Raw genomic sequence first — 23,518 nt, 5'->3', positions numbered from 1 at the left:
GGAGTGATGATGACGCTACCTCTCTCTGTTTCGGGTCAGCAGTTTATCGCCGGACGTCGCGTGGCAAGTGGTGAGGCGACGCTGCCAAGCCTGCGTGCCGCTGACGGCAAGCTGACCGGATACCATTTTTACCCGGCCTCTCGTGAGGAGGCCGCCGCCGCGGCGGAGGCGGCTGACCAGGCGTTTCCTGTCTATTCACAGACAGCGCCGGACGTGCGTGCCCGCTTTCTCGACACCCTTGCCGACGAGCTGGATTTGCTCGGTGAGGATTTTTTCGCCATAGCCCACCAGGAAACGGCACTGCCGCTGGCGCGGTTACAGGGAGAGCGCACCCGTACCAGTAATCAGCTGCGCATGTTTGCCGGGGCGCTACGTCGGGGCGATGCCTTTGGCGTACGTATTGATACCGCACTCCCTGACCGCCAGCCGCTGCCACGCCCGGACCTGCGTCAGTATCTGACCGCGCTTGGCCCGGTGGCGGTGTTCGGGGCCAGCAATTTTCCGCTGGCCTTTTCTACGGCAGGAGGCGATACCGCATCCGCGCTGGCGGCGGGTTGTCCGGTGGTGGTGAAAGCGCACCCCGGACATATGGCGACGGCGGAATTGACTGCCCAGGCGATTGTGCGTGCGGTCACGGCATCTGGCCTGCCTGCGGGCGTTTTTAACATGATTTTCGGCACCGATATTGGCGCGGATCTGGTTCGCCATCCGGCGATTCAGGCGGTGGGTTTTACCGGTTCGCTGCGCGGCGGTAAGGCGCTCTGGCAGCTGGCGCAGCAGCGTCCGCAGCCGATCCCCGTCTTTGCGGAAATGTCGGCCATTAACCCGCTGATTATTCTGCCGCAGGCTGTCGCCACGCGGGCAGAAACGCTGGCCAATGAGCTGGTGTCCTCTTTCACTTTGGGATGTGGGCAGTTTTGTACCAAGCCGGGGCTGATCCTTGTCTTACGCGGCGAGGGTATGTCCCGCTTCACGCAGGCGCTGAAGGTCGCGGTTGACCAGGCACCGGCACAGATCATGCTGAATGCCCCGACGCTTGCCCATTATGAAGAGGGTGTCAGCGCGCTTGAGGCACATCCGCATATTCAGCGTTTGGCAGGGTCTGATGAATCGGTTATCGGCCGCGCGCAGGCCCGGTTGTATCAGGCTCCGGCTTCGCTGCTGCTGGCACAGGATCTACTGCTACAGCAGGAGGTGTTTGGCCCGCTGGCGGTGTTGGTCGAGGTGGCCGATGAGGCGGAGTTGCAGTCCATTTTGCGCGTGATTCCGGGCCAACTGACGGCTACTGTGCACGCCGAATCTGATGATGGGCCGCTGGCGCAGCGCCTGCTGCCAGCCCTCACCGAAAAAGCGGGACGCGTTTTGTTTAACGGTTATCCGACCGGTGTCGAGGTTTGTGATGCCATGGTGCACGGTGGTCCGTGGCCTGCCACCACCGATGCTCGCGGTACCTCGGTAGGGACGCAATCCATCGACCGTTTTTTACGCCCGGTATGCCTGCAAAATGTGCCTGCCGCGCTGCTTCCGCCTGCTGTCCAGGATGACAACCCTCTGAACCTGCTGCGCCTGATTAACGGGCAGTGGACCCGGGAAGCCATTTCCCCCTCTGTTGACTGAAGGGCATGACCATGACGATTCACTCTACGCACCAAACACAGGCCCGCGTTGCTGAGGTGGGTAAATTTAAAAAGCAGCTAACGCTAACCGACCTGACGTTTATTGGGCTTGGGGCTATCTTCGGTTCCGGCTGGCTGTTTGCCGCAAGCCATGTGGCATCGATTGCTGGACCTGCGGGCATTGCCTCGTGGGTCATCGGCGGGATTGCCGTTCTGCTGTTAGGGATTGTCTATTGTGAGCTGGGCGCGGCACTGCCTCGTGCCGGGGGGATTATCCGTTATCCGGTCTTTTCCCACGGTGAGTTGATGGGGTATCTGCTTGGATTTATTACGCTGATTGCGTTTTCAAGCCTCATCTCCATAGAGATTGTTGCTGCGCGGCAGTATGCGGCAGCATGGTTCCCGATGCTGACTCAAACTGGCTCAAGCGATCCAACGCTGCTGGGATGGGTGGTGCAGTTTTTGCTGCTGTGTTTGTTCTTCGGGCTGAATTACTACAGCGTAAAAACGTTTGCCCGTTCCAATAACATCATCAGTATTCTGAAATTTTTGGTGCCGTTGGCGGTCGTTGTGACGCTATTTACCTTTTTCAAACCTGAGAACCTGCACGTTCAGGGGATTGCACCCTTTGGTATGTCGGGCGTTGAGGCTGCGATTAGCGCCGGTGGGATCATCTTCGCCTACCTGGGGTTGACGCCAATTATTTCTGTGGCGAGTGAAGTCAAGAATCCGCAGCGTACCATTCCGGTGGCGCTGATTTTATCCGTGGTGCTGTCGACGATTATTTACGTGCTGTTGCAGTTGGCATTTCTTGGCAGTATTCCGACCAATATGCTGGGTGGCGGCTGGGCGGAGATCAGCAAGCAATTTTCGCTGCCGTACCGGGATATCGCCATTACGCTCGGTATGGGCTGGCTGGCGTTTATGGTGGTGTGCGACGCGATTGTCTCCCCAAGTGGTACCGGCAATATCTACATGAACGCCACGCCGCGCGTGATTTATGGCTGGGCGAAAGCTGGCACCTTCTTTAAGACGTTTACCCACATCGATAAAGAGTCTGGCATTCCGCGTCCGGCGCTGTGGCTGACCTTTGCATTGTCTATCTTCTGGACATTGCCGTTCCCGTCATGGGAACAGCTGATAAGCGTGGTGTCGGCGGCGCTGGTACTGAGCTACGCCATTGCCCCGGTCACGGCGGCGGGGCTGCGTCGTAATGCACCGGATTTGCCGCGTCCATTCCGCGTGCGTGCCTTCGGGATTATCGGTCCGGTGTCGTTTGTGATTTCGGCGCTGATTGTATTCTGGTCTGGCTGGGGCACGCTGTCATGGCTGCTGGGACTGCAGATTGTGATGTTTGTCGTCTATGTGCTTTGCAAATCAAAAGTGCCGGTACACACCGTGAGTCTGGCGCAGCAGGTGAAATCGTCTCTGTGGCTTATCGCCTTCTACGCGCTGATTATGCTCTTCTCCTGGCTGGGTAGTTTTGGGGGCACAGGGGTGATTGGTCATCCGTGGGATACGGTGGTGGTGGCGGTGATGTCGCTGGGAATTTACTACTGGGGTGAGCGAACCTGTCTGCCGCGGGCTAACTTTACCGGTGATGAAGAAGAGTAAAGGAGTCGGTCATGGAGATGGTAAACCTCTCGTTAACAGAGGCTTATGCGCTGGCATATAAGGTGCTGCGCGGGAACGGATTCAGTGAAGCGCATGCCGTGGCGATCGCGACCAACGTGACCCACGGTGAGCGTGATGGCTGTGCCTCGCATGGTTTGTGGCGGTTGCTGGGGATTGTGGAGACGCGACGTAAAGGAAAGGTGTCACCTGACGCTGAACCGGTTATCACCGATACCGCGCCGGCCATTGTGAAGGTGGACGCCGGTGGGGCATTTTCCCTGCTGGCATTCGAGCGCGCGCTTCCGCTGCTGATAGAAAAGGCGCGCCACAGTGGTATTGCAGCCCTGGCGATTAACCGCTGTGTGCACTTTTCGGCGCTGTTTGCCGACGTTGAGCCGCTCACCGAGGCAGGGCTGGTGGCGCTGGCGACGACGCCCAGCCATGCGTGGGTTGCTCCCGCAGGCGGGACGCAGCCGCTTTTTGGCACTAACCCGATAGCATTTGGCTGGCCGCGTGAAGAAAAACTCCCGTTTATCTTCGACATGGCCACCAGTGCGGCGGCACGGGGAGAGATCCAACTCCATCAACGGGCGGGAAAAGCGGTGCCGGAAGGGTGGGGGATTGACGGTGACGGTCAGGCCACCACCGACGCGCAGGCGATCCTCGACGGTGCGATGTTGACGTTTGGCGGGCATAAAGGGTCGGCACTGGCGGCAATGGTGGAACTGCTTGCCGGACCGCTCATCGGCGATATGACCAGCGCGGAATCGCTGGCGTGGGATAAAGGGGCTGGCGGGTTGCCCTATGGTGGCGAGCTGATTCTGGCCCTGGACCCGGCCCGCTTTCTGGGACGGGAGGCTCCGCAGCATCTTGCACGTGCCGAGAGACTCTTTGCCGATATGCAGCGGCAAGGGGCGCGTTTGCCGGGCGAGCGTCGCTATCATTCCCGTATGCGTACAACTCGTGACGGTGTGGAAATAGCCCATTCGCTGTTCAAGGATATATCTGCGTTAGTGAAATAATTATCGCGAGAACAGGAGGGATGATGTCCCTCCTGTTATACGTTTATATAAATAGTTACTGTGATTAGCGATGCGCAGGTGTTGGCGCACCTTCGTATCGCGCTAATAAAACCCCTGTAAATTCCCCCAGTGATCTTCGGTAAGTCCAGATGTAAATAAGATGAAATAAGCGCGAATAGCATGCTTTCGGAATAAATAGAAAACGCCTTCATCCCAATAAACCCGGTATTATTCATCGCATTTATTCATTATCTTTCACACGCCTGAATATCCCCACGCTCCAGAAAACAACGCCTGTCGGCATCAGACCAAAAATGTGATCTAACTCACTGAAGCAAATAGCAAACTCTGAAACAACACTGTTTTGTACACTTTGCTTTACACTTTTAGTGATGTAAATCACAAATATCACTCCATGAAGTGATCCGACTCTCACAAATTGGGGTGTACTCATTGAGCAATACATTATGAGAACAGCCTGGAAAGTTAAGTTTTCAGTATTTTCCCTCTCCAGTGACATGCAACGGTGAAGGGCAAATCAACACGCAAAAAAAACTCGTTGAATATGAACGAGTAAAAAAATGACGTGTGATTTGCATCACTCACATTTACAGCTTTTTAAATTATTGCCAGTGATTAATGTTGACCGGGCTATTTCCATAATCAATCAAATCTTGCATAGTGCCTCCACATTATTTCTCCCCCTGGCTCAGGAGGCGAATAGTTATATTTCATCAGACTTTATTGATGAACCAGGTATGATTTACTTCACATTAATACGTACATGACCACTGTTACTGGAGAAACAAAATGAATTATCCGGCAGAACCCTTCCGTATTAAAAGCGTTGAAACTGTATCTATGATCCCGCGTGATGAGCGCCTTAAGAAAATGCAGGAAGCGGGTTACAATACTTTCCTGTTAAATTCGAAAGATATTTATATTGACCTGCTGACCGACAGTGGCACCAACGCAATGAGCGACAAGCAGTGGGCCGGAATGATGATGGGTGATGAAGCTTACGCGGGCAGCGAAAACTTCTATCATCTGGAAAGAACTGTGCAGGAACTGTTCGGCTTTAAACATATTGTTCCGACTCACCAGGGGCGTGGCGCAGAAAACCTGTTATCGCAGCTGGCTATTAAACCAGGGCAATATGTTGCCGGGAATATGTATTTCACTACCACCCGTTATCACCAGGAAAAAAATGGTGCGGTGTTTGTCGATATTGTTCGTGACGAAGCGCACGATGCCGGTCTGAATATTGCTTTTAAAGGTGATATCGATCTTAAAAAATTACAAAAACTGATTGATGAAAAAGGCGCCGAGAATATTGCGTATATCTGCCTGGCGGTGACGGTTAACCTCGCGGGCGGGCAGCCGGTCTCGATGGCGAACATGCGTGCGGTGCGTGAACTGACACAAGCGCACGGCATCAAAGTGTTCTACGACGCTACCCGCTGCGTAGAAAACGCCTACTTTATCAAAGAGCAAGAGCAGGGCTTTGAGAACAAGAGCATCGCCGAGATCGTGCATGAGATGTTCAGCTACGCCGACGGTTGTACCATGAGTGGTAAAAAAGACTGTCTGGTGAACATCGGCGGCTTCCTGTGCATGAACGATGACGAAATGTTCTCTTCTGCCAAAGAGTTAGTCGTGGTTTACGAAGGTATGCCATCCTACGGCGGCCTGGCCGGACGCGACATGGAAGCCATGGCGATTGGCCTGCGCGAAGCCATGCAGTACGAGTACATCGAGCACCGCGTGAAGCAGGTTCGCTACCTGGGCGATAAGCTGAAAGCCGCTGGCGTACCGATTGTTGAACCGGTAGGTGGTCACGCGGTATTCCTCGATGCGCGTCGCTTCTGCGAGCATCTGACGCAGGACGAGTTCCCGGCACAAAGTCTGGCCGCCAGCATCTATGTGGAAACCGGCGTGCGCAGTATGGAGCGCGGAATTATCTCTGCGGGCCGTAATAACGTGACCGGTGAACACCACAGACCGAAACTGGAAACCGTGCGTCTGACTATTCCACGCCGTGTTTATACCTATGCACATATGGATGTCGTGGCTGACGGTATTATTAAACTTTACCAGCACAAAGAAGATATTCGCGGGCTGAAGTTTATTTACGAGCCGAAGCAGTTGCGTTTCTTTACTGCACGCTTTGATTACATCTAAAAAATAGTTATGGCCCCATCACGTGATGGGGCTTTTTTGTATTCCTTTTCCATGAACAGGAAGCCTTTGCGGTGCCCGTTACCGTGACATAACTAAAAAAAGTAAACCCTGACTCCGACATTTTTATTATCCGCATGATGTACAAATGACAGCTGTAATTATAACGAATAGTCTACAGGAACATTTATCATGGATATTAATGCCATTGAGCGACAGAGTAGTACCCCCGGACTGATTAGCGGAACCATGTTGGTTATCGCGACCGTAGTGGGTGGCGGGATGTTCTCCCTGCCGATTGCGATGGCCGGCGTATGGTTCCCCGGTGCGTCTGTTATTCTTCTGTTTATCGCCATCATGATGTTATTAACCGGTCTGATGCTGGTTGAAGTCAACCTGCATTATGGTGCCGGTGCCAGTTTTAATACCTTTACTCAGGATTTATTAGGCCGTAAGTGGAATATCGTTGTCGGTATCGCTTTCGGCTTTGTGCTGTATATTCTGACCTATGCCTATATTTCCGGATCGTCAGCGGTGATGGCGCAAACCGTGTTCAAATACAGCGGCGTGCGCTTTCCGGCGAATATCTCGGTGGTGATCGTCAGTATGTTGGTCGGCGCGATTGCCTGGTACAGCTCCTTGCTGGTCGGACGCATCACTACCGTGTTGATTATCGGTAAGTTTATCGCGTTCTTTGCTACTTTCTCTGGGCTGGTTGGTCATATTGAAGTGGCGAAACTTGTCGACAGCGTGGCGGTGGCACTGCCCAACTCACAGTACCTGCCTTACATTCTGATGACGCTGCCGTTCTGTATTATCTCGTTTGGTTTTCACGGTAACGTGCCGAGCCTGGTCAAGCTGTATGGCACGCGCGGGATTTCGAATATTACGCGCTCTATTATCATCGGCACGCTGTTTGCCCTGCTGCTGTACATCTTCTGGCTGGGCGTCACGATGGGTAACATCAGCCGTTCCGCGTTCCCGCCAATTATCGCCAAAGGCGGCAATATCGACGTGTTTGTTGAAGCCATCAGCGAGCTGTTCACCAGCCGGTATATGGATCTGATCCTGACCTTCTTCGGCAACTTCGCAGTAGCCAGTTCTCTGCTGGCGGCGACGCTTGGCTTGTTCGATTACATCGCCGACCTGTTTCACTTCCCGGATGACGGCATGGGCCGACTGAAAACCGCGCTGGTGACCTACTTCCCGCCAGCCGCCGTGTGCTTCTTCTTCCCGAACGGTTTTGTGCACGCGATTGGCTACGCCGGTCTGGCCTTTACCATCTGGAGCGTGATCCTGCCGCCGTTCCTGGTGAAAGCCGCGCGGAAACGTTTTCCGACCGCCAGCTATACCGCGCCCTGTAATAACACCGTGCTTAACCTGGTGATTGTCTGTGGAGCGGTTGTCTATCTGACGGTTGTTCTGGACGTATTTGGTCTGCTGCCAACGTTTCGTTAGACGGAGTCAAAATGAAAAACGTGTTGTCTGTTCAGTCGTCAGTCGTTTATGGCTATGCCGGAAATAAAGCCGCTGTGCTGCCGATGCAGCTTTCGGGGATCGATGTCTGGCCGTTTTACACCGTACAGTTTTCCAACCACACCCAGTACGGGATGTGGCAGGGCATGGCGATGCCGCACGGCGAGCTGAGTGCCATCATCAGCGGGCTGGATGACCTGCAAAAGCTGGCGCAATGCGATGCCGTGCTGTCCGGGTATCTTGGAGATAAACGCCATTGTGAAGAGGTGAAGCACGCTGTCACCACCATTCGTCAGCGTAATCCGCAGGCGCTCTATTTTTGCGATCCGGTGATGGGCGATCCGCAAAAAGGCTGCATTGTCGCGCAGGGCGTAGAGTCCTTTTTTGTCGATGATGCCATTCAACTGGCCGACATCATGGGACCGAATCTCTATGAGCTGGGCGTGCTGACGGGCAGACAACTGCGTAGTTTTGACGAGGTGGTGGAAGCTGCGCAGCAGCTGGTGTCGTGGGGTGTGAAGAAGGTGCTTGTGAAGCATCTCGGCGACTGCTCACGGGACAAACAGGCGTTTGAAATGCTGCTGGTGACGCCGGAACAGACGTTACACATTGCCCGGCCGCTGTATACCTTTGCCAAAATGCCGGTGGGTGTTGGGGATCTGATTTGCAGCTTGATGCTGGCCTCACTGCTCAATGGTTATGAGGACAAGCAGGCGCTGGAGCGGACCACCAGTGTCGTCGATGCGGTGATGCGACTGACGAAAGAGCATGATTCGTATGAACTGCGACTGATAGATGCGCGTCACCAGATAATGGATCCGCAAATTCGCTATCGGGCAGTGGTACTGTAGCGCCACGAGGGGGCTCTATGTTTCTGACATTGCTGCGGCTTCAGCATCCTCTGGTCTACCGTTTCGCGTGGCTTCGTCTGTGGGTGGCGGTGTTAAGAGCATGCGGTCTGCGTAAGAGGAAGGGGTGAACATTTTACGCTGCTGTCGCTGCCGGATGCGGCTCGCGCCTTATCCGGCCTACAAATGAGCGTGAAACGCAGGCCTACAAATGAGTGTGAAATGTAGGCCTGATAAGCGAAGCGCCATCAGGCATAAGTGCCAGGTATTACACGCGGAAGTAGCGTGGTGGAATCAACGCGGAAAAGGCGTCGAACTTCTTCACCATCTTTTTCCAGAACAACATAACAACAATCCTCGATTTGAAACATCGGCGCTATTTTAGTCAGCGCCGACAAATCGTAAAGCCTGTCGCCTTGTTCCGTTCCTGGGGCGGTGTAAACCTTTTTGGTCACTGTGTCGTCAAATACGATTGCCGCGAATTTTACGGGGTTGACAATGGTTTACGCCATAAACCAGTAATAAAAGAGACCAACCTTTAAGCCGAGGATCACAATGTAGGCGCTGCAGTATTTCATGGTGCCAGACATAATCTGGTTGGCCTGACCGTCCATTTTGGTGGCAGAAACCGCGATGGCGATGCTTTGCGGCGAAATCATTTTCCCGCCCGTAGCGCCAGAGGTATTGGCCGCCGCCAGCCAGTTGGGATCGATATGTAACTTGCTGGCAGCAATGGTTTGCAGCTTGCCGAACAGAATGTTCGAGTTGGTATCGCTGCCGGTAACGAACGTGCCCAGCGCGCCAATCACCGGGGCGAGGAAGACGTACGAGCTGCCGGTCAGATCGACAATCGACTGCGCCAGCGTGGAGATAATCCCGCTGAGATCCATCACCGTGGCCAGCGCGACGATCGCCATAATTGCGACGATAGAGTTTTTAAGCTGGAAAATCGTTTTGATAAATACTTCCAGCATCCCGCGTGCGGACGCTCCCTGAATAAAACCGCCGATAATGGTCGCAAAGATGATCAGCATCCCTGGTGTGGTCACCCATTCAACTTTCAGTGCCATCGTTTTGCCGTCAGCCAACGTGAAATGCAGCACCGAAGCCAGTTGGGACGCCGCGCCTTTTATTGTCGGGAACAGCGGCGAACACAGCAGGATAAATACAAAAATAAACAGATAGATAGAGCCCACGCGGAACAGCACTTTTGCCGAGCGTGGCGTGGTTTCGCGGGTATGGCTGACCTCAATGCGCCACTCGGGATCGGTTTTCCCTTTGCGCAGGCGACTGACCATCGCCACGGCAAACAGGCTGACCAGGCTACCGGCAAAAGCGGGTAATTCCGCGCCAAGATGGATGGCGACAAAATATTGCGGAACCAGCGTGGTGATGCCGCAAATCAACGTGATCAGAAATACGCCACGAATGGCTTTCAGGCCGCCGCCAATAATGCAGACAATCACAAACGGCAGCAGGATATTAAACAGCGCGAGCTGCAAAATAATGGTTCCGCCTAAGGTATAAACCGGCAGATTAACCTGCTCTGCCAGAATAGAAACCGGGATCCCGACCGCGCCGAATGCGGTGGGAACGGTATTCGCCACCAGAGAAGCAATAGCAGCCTTCAGCGGGTTGAATCCCAGCGCAATAAGAATGCCGATCGGAATAGCGACCGCCGTGCCATAGCCCGCTGCGGCTTCAAGAAATCCACCAAAACACCATGAAATCAGCAGCACCTGAATACGCTTATCTTCGCTAATGCTGGCGAGAATATCGCGCAAAATATCCAGCGCTTTGGTCGCCTGCATGACGTTATAACTGAAAATAGCGCCTAGGATCACAATCACAATCGGCCATAACCCCTTCAGTGCACCATAGCCTATCGCGGCTTTCAGATTTTGTACGGGCATTTCCCAGAATATTGCCGATAGTGCAGCGGTGAATACCAAAGAAATCAGTACGGAATAATGGATGGGCATTTTTAATTTCAGTATTAAAAATACCATAAGTAGTAAAGGAGAGAGTGCCAGGGCAAACATAAAATATTCGTTCATTGCTATTCCTGATTGGTTCATTAAACCTGATTTATATTTATGGCGGGAAGGCTACATTGCCGTGTAAATAAAATATGTAAACTGAATCGCTTCAGTGAATAAAGTAATTATGATTTGTGGTTTTGTAACTATTGTAATCTTTTAATTAAAATTCAATGCCATGTAAATATACTTAAGAGCAAGGTAAATACCCATAAGTGGTTATTTAATAACATTTTTAATAATGATAGTGACGAAAGTAGTAATCATTTGAAACTATTTTATAAGGTGTTAATAACACTGTTGTTTTCAATATAAAAATGTGAGCAAGTCCGAAATAAATAAACATGGGTATTGCATATGCATGTTGATTAGGAGATTATTTGGTTTTGTCATACAAATGAAAATACAGACATTTGCGATTGTCCTGATATAAGAAGAGGAGAGTCGCTATCAAAGGAAAACGATCCGTGCATCATAATGAACCCAGACATTAGTAAAACAAGCAAATACAAAAACTGGGCGTGAAATACAGCTGAATCTTTGCTTGATATCGCGATATCAAGCGCAATAAACAGAAATGAAGCAATGGAGTAGTTATTGTGAATGTAAATTTCTTTGTTACCTGCATTGGTGACGCACTGAAATCACGGATGGCACGAGACTCCGTATTGCTGCTGGAAAAACTGGGTTGTCGCGTGAATTTCCCCGAGAAGCAAGGGTGTTGCGGTCAGCCAGCCATCAACAGCGGTTACATCAAAGAGGCGATCCCTGGGATGAAAAACCTGATCGCCGCGCTGGAAGACAACGACGATCCGATTATCTCCCCTGCGGGCTCCTGCACCTACGCGGTAAAAAGCTACCCGACGTATCTGGCCGATGAACCGGAATGGGCGCTGCGTGCTGAAAAAGTTTCCGCGCGTATGCAGGATCTCACCTCCTTTATCGTCAACAAACTGGGCGTGGTGGACGTTGGTGCCAGCCTGCAGGGTCGCGCTGTGTATCATCCTTCCTGTAGCCTAACCCGCAAACTGGGGGTGAAGGAAGAGCCGCTTACGCTGCTGAAAAACGTGCGCGGACTGGAGCTGTTGACGTTTGCCGATCAGGATACCTGTTGCGGCTTTGGCGGGACGTTCTCGGTCAAGATGGCCGAGATATCCGGTGAGATGGTGAAAGAGAAAGTCTTACATCTGATGGACGCAAAGCCGGAATTTTTGATTGGCGCAGACGTTAGCTGCCTGCTGAACATTGGCGGTCGACTGCAACGGGAAGGCCAGCCGGTCAAAGTGATGCATATTGCTGAAGTGCTGATGAGCCGCTGAGGGGAAAGAGATGTCGATAAAAACCAGCGATGTAGAATTTAAACTGCGTATTCGTCAGCAGATAGAAGATCCGATCATGCGCAAAGCCGTGGCTAATGCGCAGGAGCGTATCGGCGCGAATCGGCAAAAAATGGTTGATGAGTTAGGCCACTGGGAAGACTGGCGCGATCGTGCCAGCCAGATCCGCGATCACGTTCTGAGCAACCTCGACGCTTACCTGTACCAACTCTCCGAGAAAGTGACGGAAAACGGCGGACACGTCTATTTCGCCAAAACCAAAGAAGATGCCACTCGCTACATTTTGCAGGTCGCGCAGAGTAAAAATGCGCAGAAGGTGGTGAAGTCCAAGTCGATGGTGACCGAAGAAATCGGCGTCAACCATGTGTTGCAGGATGCCGGAATCCAGGTGATCGAAACCGATCTCGGGGAATATATCCTGCAGTTGGATCAGGATCCGCCTTCGCACGTCGTGGTTCCGGCTATTCATAAAGATCGCTACCAGATCCGACGCGTGCTGAACGAACGTCTGGGGTACGACGGCCCGGAAACCCCGGAAGCCATGACCTTGTTCATTCGTCAGAAGATCCGCGAGGATTTCCTCAGTGCCGAAATCGGTATTACTGGCTGTAACTTTGCCGTAGCGGAAACCGGTTCGGTGTGTCTGGTGACCAACGAAGGCAACGCGCGTATGTGCACCACGCTGCCGAAAACGCACATTGCGGTGATGGGCATGGAGCGTATCGCGCCGACCTTTGCCGAGGTGGATGTGCTGATTACCATGCTGGCGCGCAGCGCCGTGGGCGCACGTCTGACGGGCTACAACACCTGGCTGACCGGCCCGCGCGAGGCGGACAACGTTGACGGACCGGAAGAGTTCCATCTGGTGATTGTCGATAACGGTCGCTCGCAGGTGCTGGGCTCAGAGTTTCGCGAGGTGCTGCGCTGCATCCGCTGCGGAGCCTGTATGAACACCTGTCCGGCGTACCGCCACATCGGCGGACACGGCTATGGCTCTATCTATCCCGGCCCTATCGGCGCGGTGATTTCTCCGCTGCTCGGCGGCTATAAAGATTTTAAAGACCTGCCGTACGCCTGTTCTTTGTGCACGGCTTGTGACAGCGTCTGCCCGGTGCGTATTCCGTTGTCAAAACTGATCCTGCGTCATCGCCGGGTGATGGCCGAGGAGGGCATTACGCCGAAAGCCGAGCGACGGGCGATCAAGATGTTCGCCTATGCCAATAGCCATCCGGGGCTGTGGAAAGTCGGGATGATGGCGGGCGCGCATGCGGCGAGCTGGTTTATCAATGGCGGCAAAACCCCGCTCAAGGTTGGTGCGATTGGTGACTGGATGGAGGCGCGCGATCTGCCTGATGCTGACGGCGAGAGCTTCCGCAGCTGGTTTAAGAAACATCAGGCGCAGGAGAAAAAGAATGGATAACCGTACCGCGTTTTTAAACACCATCGCCCAGGCGCTGGGTCGCCCGCTGCGCTTCGAACCGCAAGCGGATGCCGCACCGGTTAACAACTATGCCAACGAGCGCCTGACCGAGCTTAGCCCCGAGCAGCGCTGCTCTGCGTTTATCCAGTTTGCCAGCGAAGTGATGCTGGCCCGCTGCGAACTGACCAGCGAGGACCAGGCCGCAGACGCGGCACTGCGCCTGTGCGAAGAATTGGGTCAGCAGCCGGTGGTGCTGAGCGGCGACAGCCGGCTGGTGGAGCTGGGCATCACCGAACGCTTGCAGCAGGAATGCAACGCCGTGGTCTGGGATCCGGCGCGTGGTAGCGAAAATATTACCCAGGCCGAGCAGGCGAAAGTCGGCGTAGTGTATGCCGAATATGGCCTGACCGAGTCCGGCGGCGTGGTGCTGTTTTCCGCACCGGAGCGCGGGCGCTCCCTGAGCCTGTTGCCGGAGTCCTCTATTTTCGTGCTGCGTAAAAGCACCATCCTGCCGCGCGTGGCGCAGCTGGCAGAAAAACTGCATCAGAAAGCACAGGCCGGTGAGCGTATGCCATCGTGCATTAATATCATCAGTGGACCCAGCTCGACGGCGGATATTGAGCTTATCAAGGTGGTTGGGGTGCATGGTCCGGTGAAGGCGGTATATCTGATTATTGAGGATTGTTGAGGCAGGATGGAAAACCGCTCTGGCGCTGTGGGCCAGAGCGGTATCGACGTTATGCAATCATGCTGATGATCAACACGATTATCAGGCCAACCACGGAGTTTACCAGCTCCAGCAGACCCCAGGTTTTCAGCGTATCCTTCACCGACAGGTCAAAGTAGCCTTTGAACAGCCAGAACGAAGCATCGTTGATATGGGTCAGGGTGTTGGAACCCGCCGCTGTTGCCAGCACCAGCAACGCCGGGTCTACGCCCACCAGTTGACCGGTTGCCGGGTCGAGGATTGCTGCGCTAATAATCCCCGCCGCCGTCATGGCTGAGACCACGCCCTGACCCGTTGCCAGACGAATCAGCACGGTTATCAACCACGCCATGATGTAGGGAGAAATATTGCCGTGTGACATCAGCATGCCGATGGTATCGCCGATGCCGGTATCGATAATGGTTTGCTTCAGTACGCCGCCCGCGCCGATGATCAGGATCACCATGGCGATGCTTTTCACCGCGTTTTCAAAGGCGTTCATTACCCACTGCATGTCATGACCGCGCGCGGTACCAAACAGCACGAAGGCGACAACCATGGCGATAAACATCGCAATCGGCGAGGAGCCTAAGAAGTTGACCACTTCCCACGCCTGCGTCCCTTTCACCAGCCAGATGTTGGCGATGGTGGTGGAGATCATGATGATCGCCGGGATCAGCGGCACCAGAATAGACACGCCGAAGGACGGCAGGTTGTTCTGGTCAACCGGTACGTCGGCCTTCATGAATGACGGCGTTGGACGATCGAGGTTGCCGAGGAATTTCGGCAGGATAAGTCCGGCGCAGATCACGCTCGGAATGGTCACCAGGATACCGTAGATGTAAACCATGCCCATGTCAGCGCCGTAGGCGTTAACCAGCGCGACCGGACCCGGCTGCGGTGGGAACAGTGAGTGAGCGGTGGTGGCGGCGGCAACCGCAGGAATCGCCAGCTTGAGGAACGGGATCTTCGCTTCCGCGGCAATGACGATCACCAGCGGTGCCAGCATAATAAACGCCACTTCATAGAACATCGCCAGGCCGAAGATCAGACCAATAATGATCACCGACAGCTGCACGTAACGTAGACCGAGTCGCGCCAGCAGCGTATGGGCAATCTGATGCGCTGCCCCGGAATCAACCATCAGCTTACCGATGACGGCCCCGAATACCACGATAATCGCCAGCTCACCCAGCGTGCTGCCAAAACCGGATTTCATGGTATGCAGCAGTTCCATTAAATCCATTCCCGCCAGCATACCGACCGAGAGTGCCGCCAACAGCAGAGCGACCATCGAGTTTATCTTGAATCTTAAATTGAGCACCAGCATCAGGCCGATGCCGAATACAACCCACAGAATATTGAGAACGTGCATATAACGTCTACCTTACTTTGGTTGAACTATTATGATTTTGGTTGAGATGTTACATATATTGGTCAACCTATGATGCGATGGATGTCACATTGCGTTACATGTTTACATTAATACTGGGTTGTATGGCCGTTAATTAGCGGTATGGTCAGCAGATATCGTGATTTGGTTAACCAATTTATCGCTTCAGGTTGACATGTAATACCAAAAGGAGGAATTTATGTGCCATATCGTCGAGTCCATAACGTAAACGAGGAATAAAACATGGAACAGACATGGCGCTGGTATGGTCCTAACGATCCGGTCACCTTAGCGGATGTGCGTCAGGCGGGTGCAACGGGCGTTGTCACTGCCTTGCACCATATCCCGAACGGGGAAGTGTGGACGGTTGATGAGATCCTGAAACGCAAAGCCATTATTGAGCAGGCGGGCCTGGTATGGTCGGTCGTCGAAAGCGTACCGATCCACGAAGACATTAAAACCCGTTCCGGCAACTATCAGCAGTGGATTGCCAACTACCAGCAAAGCCTGCGTAACCTGGCCGAGTGCGGCATTCGTACCGTGTGCTACAACTTTATGCCGGTTCTCGACTGGACCCGTACCGACCTGGAATACGTCCTGCCGGACGGCTCCAAAGCGCTGCGTTTCGATCAAATTGAATTTGCCGCCTTTGAGCTGCATATCCTCAAACGACCGGGCGCGGAAGCGGACTACACCGCCGAAGAGATTGCGCAGGCGAATGAACGCTTCACCACCATGAGCGAAGAAGACAAAGCACGTCTGACCCGCAATATCATCGCCGGTTTACCGGGCGCGGAAGAGGGCTACACGCTCGACCAGTTCCGCCAGCATCTTGAACGCTATAAGGATATCGATAAAGCTGCGCTGCGTGAGAATTTTGCCGTCTTCCTGAAGGCGATTATTCCGGTAGCAGAAGAGGTCGGTGTGCGCATGGCGGTACACCCGGACGATCCGCCGCGCCCAATCCTTGGCCTGCCACGCATTGTTTCCACCGTGGAAGATATGCAGTGGATGGTCGATACGGTCAACAGCATGGCGAACGGTTTCACCATGTGTACCGGCTCCTACGGCGTTCGTGCGGATAACGACCTGGTCGACATGATCAAACAGTTTGGCCCGCGCATTTACTTCACCCATTTGCGCTCCACGCTGCGTGAAGATAACCCGAAAACCTTCCATGAAGCGGCGCATCTAAATGGCGACGTTGACATGTACGAAGTGGTGAAAGCGATCGTTGAGGAAGAACAGCGCCGTAAAGCCGAGGGCAAAGAGGATCTGATCCCTATGCGCCCGGACCACGGTCACCAGATGCTTGACGACCTGAAAAAGAAAACCAACCCAGGTTACTCCGCGATTGGTCGCCTGAAAGGCCTGGCGGAAGTGCGTGGCGTTGAGATGGCTATCCAGCGCGCATTCTTTAGCCGCTAAAGCAGTGTTGCCGGTCGCCTGTCTGGCCGGCTTTTTTCTTTTCTCACCGTTGGTCTTTCCGACGGGATCTGGAGTTCACGATGACAACGACAATTGCCAATAGCAACCTGCCGGTTGCGCGCCCCGCATGGGACAGCTCTCGTCTGCAATCCCGCATTGTTCACCTGGGATGCGGCGCTTTTCACCGCGCGCATCAGGCGCTGTACACCCACCATCTGCTGGAAACCACCGACAGCGACTGGGGTATCTGTGAAGTTAACCTGATGCCGGGTAATGACTGCATACTGATTGAAAACCTGCGCAAGCAACAATTGCTGTATACCGTGGCGGAAAAAGGCGCGGACAACACCGTGCTGAAAGTGATCGGCTCAATGAAAGAAGCCCTGCACCCGGAGCTTGACGGCTGTGATGGTATTTTACAGGCCATGGCGCGCCCGCAGACGGCAATTGTCTCGCTGACGGTCACGGAAAAAGGCTACTGCACCGATGCTGCCAGCGGCCAGTTAGATCTCAATAACCCACTGATTAAACACGATCTGGCAAATCCGGCCGCGCCGAAATCGGCGATTGGTTACATCGTACAGGCGCTGCATCTGCGTCGTGAGCAGGGGCTGGCGGCCTTTACCGTGATGTCCTGCGATAACGTGCGTGAAAATGGGCATGTGGCGAAAGTCGCGGTGCTGGGCCTGGCGCAGGCGCGTGACCCGCAGCTGGCGCAGTGGATTGAAGCGAACGCCACCTTCCCGTGTACCATGGTAGACCGCATTGTTCCGGCGGCAACGCCGGAAACGTTGCAGGAGATTGCCGACCAGTTGGGCGTTTACGATCCGTGCGCTATCGCCTGCGAACCGTTCCGCCAGTGGGTGATTGAAGACAACTTTGTTAACGGTCGCCCTGACTGGGACAAAGTCGGCGCACAGTTTGTTGCCGACGTAGTACCGTTTGAAATGATGAAACTGCGCATGCTCAACGGTAGCCACTCTTTCCTCGCTTATCTGGGCTATCTTGGCGGTTATGAAACCATCGCTGACACCATGACCAATCCAGCATACCGCAAAGCGGCGTTTGCGCTGATGATGCAGGAGCAAGCGCCAACGCTGTCGATGCCGGAAGGTACCGATCTCAACGCCTACGCGACGCTGCTGATCGAGCGTTTCAGCAACCCGTCTCTGCGCCACCGTACCTGGCAGATTGCGATGGACGGCAGCCAGAAACTGCCACAGCGCCTGCTGGATCCGGTGCGTCTGCATCTGCAAAACGGCAGCGGCTGGCGTCATCTGGCACTGGGCATCGCGGGCTGGATGCGCTACACCCACGGTGTGGATGAACAGGGGCAGGTCATTGATGTTGTCGACCCAATGCAGGCCGAATTCCAGCGCATTAACCAACAGTTCCAGGGAGCCGAACGCGTGACGGCGCTGCTGGGGTTGAGCGGCATTTTTGGTCATGATCTGGCGGAAAACGCCGACTTTATTGCGACGGTTACCGCAGCGTATCAACAGTTGTGTGAACACGGCGCACGCGAGTGCGTTGCAGCGTTAAGCGCTGACGCATAACCACCCAGGTATGACGGGTCAATCAAAATACTAATTTGGTTGACCCGTTTTCTGTTTTTGGCTTCCCGCAAATGCTATAGTTCAGGCGAAAAAACGTTATTGGTAGGCCGGATATGGTGTGCGCAGTCATCCAGCCTCCGGATTCTGAATTGACGCATCTGACGGACATAACACGATGAAATCGAACACTTCTCAGCAAAGACCCTACCAGGAAGTGGGTGCAATGATCCGCGATCTGATTGTCCAGACGCCGTACCAGCCTGGTGAGCGCTTGCCGCCGGAGCGTGAAATCGCCGAGAGACTCAATGTCACTCGCACGGTGGTGCGCGAAGCGTTAATCATGCTGGAAATTAAAGGTCTGGTGGACGTGCGTCGTGGCGCCGGGATCTACGTGCTCGACAATGCAGAAGCTCAGACTATCGACAGTTCGGATGTGAATCATTGCAATGATGCAGGCCCGTTTGAGCTGCTCCAGGCGCGACAGCTGCTGGAAAGCAACATCGCCGAATTTGCCGCGCTGCAGGCCACCCGCGAAGATATCGTCAAAATGCGCCAGGCGTTGCAACTGGAAGAGCGGGAGCTGGCCTCCAGCGAACCGAATGGTTCTGAAAGCGGTGATATGCAGTTCCATCTCGCTATCGCCGAGGCCACGCATAACAGCATGCTGGTGGAGCTGTTCCGCCAGTCATGGCAGTGGCGCGAGAACAACCCTATGTGGATCCAGCTTCATAGCCATCTCGATGATACCAACTATCGTAAAGAGTGGATGGGTGACCACAAACAGATCCTGGCGGCGTTAATCAAAAAGGATGCCCGCGCGGCCAAGCTGGCGATGTGGCAGCATCTGGAAAACGTCAAACAGCGCCTGCTGGAGTTTTCAAATGTTGATGACATCGACTTCGATGGCTATCTGTTTGACTCCTGGCCGCTCGATAAAGTTAACGCCTGATTTTACCACCTCTCCCACGCGGGCTGTTCCGGCCCGCTCGGCATTGCATAGCAACCTTTCTTTTCACGTCTTAAACCTCATGTAAAAAATGGTTTCCATAGTCTTCAATGATCATTTTTTTCGCTGCCCCTGTGTGATGTAAATTGATTTTCATCAATTAAAAACAACTTATTTTTGCTTGCGAAAAAATGCGCTATTTACCTTATTTTTACCTTTTCGTGCGTATTTTTAGACAAAACTGGTCTGTATTAAGTGAGAATCAAAGTAATTTCCGCTGTGGTTAGGGCAGGGCCGCCTGGCATAACAGCGCATAAAAACACGTGGTTTGCGTAAAAGTAGACATTAATAACGACATGTAACCTATTGGCTGCAATGATGTTTTGACTGTATATCATTATCCATGTGAATGATTCATGCTTTTTTAATCAAATGAATAAAAACGAATGTATGTAAAGTTAAAATTACACATTATTCTATAAACAAGTTATCTTTCACTTGAAATATCGTTCCATTTTTCTGCTATTTATTAACAGTTTTATTACGATTGTGAATGTTTTTTACCGTTGACATGTTTTTACACTGACTGCATATTTCATCGCCATAAGCGTCTTATTGCGTTCAGGAGATGATGACGATGCCCTCTCGAGATTACCCTGATATCCGAAAAGCCAGGGGAACCCGATCAAAAGATATGGTTCTATTAAGTGCCCGTGTCGATACTTCTCTATGGGAATATGTTCGGACGCTGGCATTTGAAACCCGTAAAAGTAAACAAGACATTATTGCCGAGGCATTAATGTTGCATCGCTCTATTAATGAGAGCACAAGCGAAGAATCTAAGTAATTACTCTCTGTTCGGGTTTTCTTTAAAACCCAAAATTGAAATAGGTCTTGCCACTTCATTATTGCCTTTATTGGTATATTTTTTCGGTGTGTTATTGGTGTTTCCCCTTATCTGGAGGGGACTTTTTTATGTGGGCATTCCGCCTTCATAACAAAGTTGATAGCAAAATTCACAATTAAAAGTGAGTAATAACATGAAAAAGTCAGTAGTGGCATTAGCTGTAATGGCATTAGGGGTAACCTCCGTTCATGCAGCGGAAATTTATAATAAAGATGGCAACAAACTGGATCTGTACGGCAAAGTCAAAGCGGTCCACTCCTGGACTGACGGCACCGATGCTGACGGCACCTACGCACGTCTGGGTTTTCGCGGTGAGACTCAAATCAACGATCAACTGACTGGCTATGGTCAGTTTGAAAGTCAGTTTGATGCCGCTAAAGCAGAAGGTTCTCAGAATGGTGTTAATACACGTCTGGCGTTTGCTGGTCTGGATTATGGCCATGACGTTAGCTTTGACTACGGTCGTAACTACGGTATCGCTTACGACGTGGGAGCTTACACTGACACTCTTTCAGAGTTCGGCGGTGACTCCTATGAAAATACTGACCGCTTCCTTACTACACGCACTTCTGGCGTTGCAACACTCCGCACCAAAAATCTGTTTGGTGCCGTTGATGGCTTGAGCCTGGGCGCGCAATATCAGGGTCAGGATGATTCCGATAAGGATCCGACGAAACAGCACGGCAATGGCTACGGCTTCTCCCTGGGCTACGACAATATCGCTGATTCCGGCGTATCTGCCATTGCAGCCTACAGCAACAGTTCTGTGACTGCTCAGCAGAAACAAAATGGTTGGGATGGCGAAAACGCAGAATTCTGGGGTGCTGGCCTGAAATATGATGCAAACGCTATCTACGTTGCGACCATGTACGGCGAATCCCACAACCTGATTCAGGATGCGGACAAAGCGCAGCACTTTGAAGCGATGGCGGCCTATGTGTTTGATTTTGGTCTGCGTCCGAACGTGGCATACGTTCATGCACGTGACAACAACAACACTGATCTGACCGAATACGTTGCGCTGGGCACAGACTACTACTTCAACAAAAACATGGTTGCTGATGTGGGTTACAAAATTAACCTGCTCGATGGCAAAGACGGCGACAATCAGGTTGTTGCGGGTCTGACCTATCAGTTCTAAGTAGTTATACTAGTACGAAAAAGGCGTCTTGGTTAAGACGCCTTTTTTACATCTGTTGGAGTTTAAACCGGCTGGCTTTCTTTCATCTGTACACCGCTAAACAGCCATTGCCAGATGCCCACTTTTACCCATGCGACCACGCAGAGGATCAGATAAAAAAGCGGATTATGGGTAATGGTAACGCGCATGACTTCAATTAAATCCACATGCAAATTTCCGGCAATTGCCATATTGATAACAAAAATAGAGGCTACCGCGCTGGCCAGTAAAATAAGTATGGCATGTAACTTTGTTATCTCCGGTAACTTGCCAGAGGCCCATTGCCATAAGAATGTTGTTGATAACAGGAAGATAATAAACAATCCCAGTGCGCCAAACAGGCCAAAGTCTTTATAATCCTTTAGCGTACCAATTAAACCCGCCAAAATAATTAACCCCAGTAGTATTTTTTTAAACCACGACATGTGTCTTTCCCGAAGATGGTGTTGATGTTGAATTAATATGTCCATTTTTACGCATTTTAAATTGAGTTTATAAATGAACAGCCGGGAATTATAAATTGTCTGACGGGGAATTGCCGATTATTTGCGGTTTATTAAATGCTGACATTTAATTGCGGACTAATCCGAATATAACTTCTTTAGATGTTTGCCGTTTATACTCTTTTGGGCGAGGCGAAACGCTGTTTGTATAATTGCGTGAGGCTGATAAGCGCCGCAATAAACAACGCGACCGCGCCGCACACCGTGGCGTTAACGATTGCCTGTGCGCCGCTTCCCAGCAGGCTGGTTAATAGCGGACCAAGTATTTGTCCAATGCCGTAAGTCAGAGTGACCAGGCCCAGCAGATTAATATTGCGCGGCACGCTTAGTTGACGGGCAAGCGGCATCACCAGTGAAGTAGTTCCCATAAACGTTGCGCCAAACCCCATGCTGCTTATCACCAGCAGCGGCAAGGAGCCGCTGGCGAGCGTCATGACCACGCAGGCGCTTTGAATCAGCAAATTCGCCGTCAGGCATTGCAATACTCCCCAGCGTCGGGCGGCCCACAGCCAGGCGAAACACCCCGGAATTATCGATATGCCGACCAGCGACCAGAGATGGGCAGTCAACAGCGGCGAACCGGCACTTTTCGCCATCAGCGGCAGGTAGGTGGCGACAATGATGTAGCCAAATCCGGCCAGCCCGTACAGTAGAGCCAGCAGCCACCAGGACATAGGCTGATGCTCTGTTTTTACCGGGGCCGCAGCGGGGAGCACGTGGTTGCGAGATGGCAGGAGTATAACCAGTAGCACAAAGAACAGAGCCGAGGCTGCCGCTGCGCCCAGCCAGAGCGTGTGCGATGAAAGCGCAAAATGCAGACCGCTAATAACATATTCATTGCCCAGCAAAATGCCTGCGCCAACGCCGGAGAACAATGCCGCGATCACGAAGGGATGCCGGGTATGATGCAGAACGATCATTGAGCCAAAGATCATCATACCTGCACTGGCGACGCCCGCCAGAAAGCGGATCAGCATCACCAGCGCGGGCTGCGTTAAGCTTGCCATCGCCAGAATCAGCCCTGCGGTAGCGAGCGCGGACGTTAGCAGCATCGGGCGTAAGCGTGAGGGAAGATGGAAGAGCCCGAAGGAGAAGAGCAGGCTTCCCGCCAGATACCCGGCGTAGTTGGCGCTGGCAATCCAGGAGAGTTGGTCAAATGTAAATTGACCTTCCGACAGCAGTACCGGCAGCATTGGTGTATACAGAAAGCGCCCAATTCCCATACCCAGTGTTAAGACCAGCATGCCAAAAAGCGCGACGCTGATGGCATGACGATTTGAATCTGGGCTTCCCTGGGACATACGGACTCTCATTTCGCGCTGTTAGCTGATAATTGTTATATTACATGC

The 23,518-nt window shown here is 52.7% G+C and carries 17 protein-coding genes; 13 read left to right on the top strand and 4 right to left on the bottom strand.

The features are described 5' to 3' along the window. Positions 1-9: 9 nt before the first annotated feature. From SK35_RS21290 to pdxY, 6 genes are all read left to right on the top strand, one after another. Positions 10-1,617, top strand: a complete 1,608-nt coding sequence (locus tag SK35_RS21290; protein WP_048215034.1) for an aldehyde dehydrogenase (NADP(+)) — start codon at positions 10-12, stop codon at positions 1,615-1,617. Between the two features lie 11 nt (positions 1,618-1,628). Further along, positions 1,629-3,230: an APC family permease gene (locus SK35_RS21285; protein WP_048215033.1), complete on the top strand. Its 1,602-nt coding sequence runs from the start codon at positions 1,629-1,631 to the stop codon at positions 3,228-3,230. Positions 3,231-3,241: 11 nt separating this feature from the next. Next, entirely contained in the window at positions 3,242-4,252 is a 1,011-nt protein-coding gene (locus SK35_RS21280) for an Ldh family oxidoreductase (protein ID WP_048215032.1), read from the top strand. Positions 4,253-5,062: 810 nt separating this feature from the next. After that, positions 5,063-6,433 (top strand): tyrosine phenol-lyase, encoded by a 1,371-nt coding sequence (locus SK35_RS21275; RefSeq protein WP_048215031.1) that lies wholly within the window; start codon positions 5,063-5,065, stop codon positions 6,431-6,433. A gap of 189 nt (positions 6,434-6,622) precedes the next feature. Continuing rightward, a complete protein-coding gene (locus SK35_RS21270; RefSeq protein WP_048215030.1) occupies positions 6,623-7,888 on the top strand; it encodes an aromatic amino acid transporter in 1,266 nt (421 codons plus the stop codon). Positions 7,889-7,899: 11 nt separating this feature from the next. Beyond that, complete coding sequence (gene pdxY, locus SK35_RS21265; RefSeq protein WP_048215029.1) at positions 7,900-8,757, top strand: pyridoxal kinase PdxY; 858 nt, start codon at positions 7,900-7,902, stop codon at positions 8,755-8,757. Positions 8,758-9,257: 500 nt separating this feature from the next. Here the strand turns inward: pdxY and SK35_RS21260 are convergent, their stop codons facing one another. Continuing rightward, complete coding sequence (locus SK35_RS21260; protein ID WP_048215028.1) at positions 9,258-10,811, bottom strand: L-lactate permease; 1,554 nt, start codon at positions 10,809-10,811, stop codon at positions 9,258-9,260. A 581-nt stretch (positions 10,812-11,392) separates the two neighbouring features. On the opposite strand from SK35_RS21260, the gene SK35_RS21255 reads away from it, so the two are divergent. Genes SK35_RS21255 through SK35_RS21245 form a run of 3 tightly spaced genes read left to right on the top strand, consistent with a single transcriptional unit; the run spans position 11,393 to position 14,238 of the window. Then, the gene (locus SK35_RS21255; RefSeq protein WP_001102105.1) at positions 11,393-12,112 is read left to right on the top strand and encodes a (Fe-S)-binding protein; all 720 of its coding nucleotides are present in this window, start codon (positions 11,393-11,395) and stop codon (positions 12,110-12,112) included. Positions 12,113-12,122: 10 nt separating this feature from the next. Next, positions 12,123-13,550: a LutB/LldF family L-lactate oxidation iron-sulfur protein gene (locus tag SK35_RS21250; protein ID WP_048215027.1), complete on the top strand. Its 1,428-nt coding sequence runs from the start codon at positions 12,123-12,125 to the stop codon at positions 13,548-13,550. After that, on the top strand, positions 13,543-14,238 hold the full coding sequence (locus SK35_RS21245) for a LutC/YkgG family protein (protein ID WP_000370411.1): 696 nt from the start codon (positions 13,543-13,545) through the stop codon (positions 14,236-14,238). The genes SK35_RS21250 and SK35_RS21245 overlap by 8 nt, the downstream gene beginning before the upstream one ends. 49 nt (positions 14,239-14,287) lie before the next feature. On the opposite strand, the gene gntP is transcribed toward SK35_RS21245, so the two are convergent. Continuing rightward, positions 14,288-15,631 carry a gluconate permease GntP gene (gntP, locus tag SK35_RS21240; protein ID WP_003033260.1) on the bottom strand — a complete coding sequence of 448 codons (1,344 nt, stop codon included), beginning with the start codon at positions 15,629-15,631 and terminating at the stop codon, positions 14,288-14,290. Positions 15,632-15,892: 261 nt separating this feature from the next. On the opposite strand from gntP, the gene uxuA reads away from it, so the two are divergent. The 4 genes from uxuA to SK35_RS21220 all read left to right on the top strand — a co-directional run bounded on the left by uxuA (position 15,893) and on the right by SK35_RS21220 (position 21,627). Next, a complete protein-coding gene (uxuA, locus tag SK35_RS21235; protein ID WP_032942283.1) occupies positions 15,893-17,077 on the top strand; it encodes a mannonate dehydratase in 1,185 nt (394 codons plus the stop codon). An 80-nt stretch (positions 17,078-17,157) separates the two neighbouring features. Continuing rightward, the gene (locus SK35_RS21230; RefSeq protein WP_048215026.1) at positions 17,158-18,633 is read left to right on the top strand and encodes a fructuronate reductase; all 1,476 of its coding nucleotides are present in this window, start codon (positions 17,158-17,160) and stop codon (positions 18,631-18,633) included. A gap of 175 nt (positions 18,634-18,808) precedes the next feature. After that, the gene (gene uxuR / locus SK35_RS21225) at positions 18,809-19,582 is read left to right on the top strand and encodes a Uxu operon transcriptional regulator (RefSeq protein WP_048215025.1); all 774 of its coding nucleotides are present in this window, start codon (positions 18,809-18,811) and stop codon (positions 19,580-19,582) included. Between the two features lie 1,037 nt (positions 19,583-20,619). Continuing rightward, entirely contained in the window at positions 20,620-21,627 is a 1,008-nt protein-coding gene (locus tag SK35_RS21220) for a porin (protein WP_048215024.1), read from the top strand. A 62-nt stretch (positions 21,628-21,689) separates the two neighbouring features. Here SK35_RS21220 and SK35_RS21215 read toward each other — a convergent pair whose 3' ends face one another. Both SK35_RS21215 and SK35_RS21210 read right to left on the bottom strand, forming a co-directional pair. Then, positions 21,690-22,091: a hypothetical protein gene (locus SK35_RS21215; protein WP_048215023.1), complete on the bottom strand. Its 402-nt coding sequence runs from the start codon at positions 22,089-22,091 to the stop codon at positions 21,690-21,692. 191 nt (positions 22,092-22,282) lie between these two features. Beyond that, a complete protein-coding gene (locus tag SK35_RS21210; protein ID WP_048215022.1) occupies positions 22,283-23,470 on the bottom strand; it encodes an MFS transporter in 1,188 nt (395 codons plus the stop codon). Between the last annotated feature and the right edge of the window lie 48 nt (positions 23,471-23,518).

Source organism: Citrobacter sp. MGH105 (genome assembly GCF_001037485.2).
Classification (GTDB): domain Bacteria; phylum Pseudomonadota; class Gammaproteobacteria; order Enterobacterales; family Enterobacteriaceae; genus Citrobacter; species Citrobacter portucalensis.
Note: the sequence above shows the minus strand (reverse complement) of the source record. Positions and strands in the feature narration are given on the sequence as shown.

What these genes read in the sequence shown, in the direction of transcription:
- pdxY (WP_048215029.1), top strand. Translation starts at nt 7,900, where the DNA reads ATGAAAAACGTGTTGTCTGTTCAGTCGTCAGTCGTTTATGGCTATGCC.
- SK35_RS21250 (WP_048215027.1), top strand. Translation starts at nt 12,123, where the DNA reads ATGTCGATAAAAACCAGCGATGTAGAATTTAAACTGCGTATTCGTCAG.
- SK35_RS21260 (WP_048215028.1), bottom strand. Translation starts at nt 10,811, where the DNA reads ATGAACGAATATTTTATGTTTGCCCTGGCACTCTCTCCTTTACTACTT.
- gntP (WP_003033260.1), bottom strand. Translation starts at nt 15,631, where the DNA reads ATGCACGTTCTCAATATTCTGTGGGTTGTATTCGGCATCGGCCTGATG.
- SK35_RS21280 (WP_048215032.1), top strand. Translation starts at nt 3,242, where the DNA reads ATGGAGATGGTAAACCTCTCGTTAACAGAGGCTTATGCGCTGGCATAT.
- SK35_RS21210 (WP_048215022.1), bottom strand. Translation starts at nt 23,470, where the DNA reads ATGTCCCAGGGAAGCCCAGATTCAAATCGTCATGCCATCAGCGTCGCG.
- SK35_RS21290 (WP_048215034.1), top strand. Translation starts at nt 10, where the DNA reads ATGACGCTACCTCTCTCTGTTTCGGGTCAGCAGTTTATCGCCGGACGT.
- SK35_RS21230 (WP_048215026.1), top strand. Translation starts at nt 17,158, where the DNA reads ATGACAACGACAATTGCCAATAGCAACCTGCCGGTTGCGCGCCCCGCA.
- SK35_RS21215 (WP_048215023.1), bottom strand. Translation starts at nt 22,091, where the DNA reads ATGTCGTGGTTTAAAAAAATACTACTGGGGTTAATTATTTTGGCGGGT.
- SK35_RS21270 (WP_048215030.1), top strand. Translation starts at nt 6,623, where the DNA reads ATGGATATTAATGCCATTGAGCGACAGAGTAGTACCCCCGGACTGATT.
- uxuR (WP_048215025.1), top strand. Translation starts at nt 18,809, where the DNA reads ATGAAATCGAACACTTCTCAGCAAAGACCCTACCAGGAAGTGGGTGCA.
- SK35_RS21275 (WP_048215031.1), top strand. Translation starts at nt 5,063, where the DNA reads ATGAATTATCCGGCAGAACCCTTCCGTATTAAAAGCGTTGAAACTGTA.
- uxuA (WP_032942283.1), top strand. Translation starts at nt 15,893, where the DNA reads ATGGAACAGACATGGCGCTGGTATGGTCCTAACGATCCGGTCACCTTA.
- SK35_RS21285 (WP_048215033.1), top strand. Translation starts at nt 1,629, where the DNA reads ATGACGATTCACTCTACGCACCAAACACAGGCCCGCGTTGCTGAGGTG.
- SK35_RS21245 (WP_000370411.1), top strand. Translation starts at nt 13,543, where the DNA reads ATGGATAACCGTACCGCGTTTTTAAACACCATCGCCCAGGCGCTGGGT.
- SK35_RS21220 (WP_048215024.1), top strand. Translation starts at nt 20,620, where the DNA reads ATGAAAAAGTCAGTAGTGGCATTAGCTGTAATGGCATTAGGGGTAACC.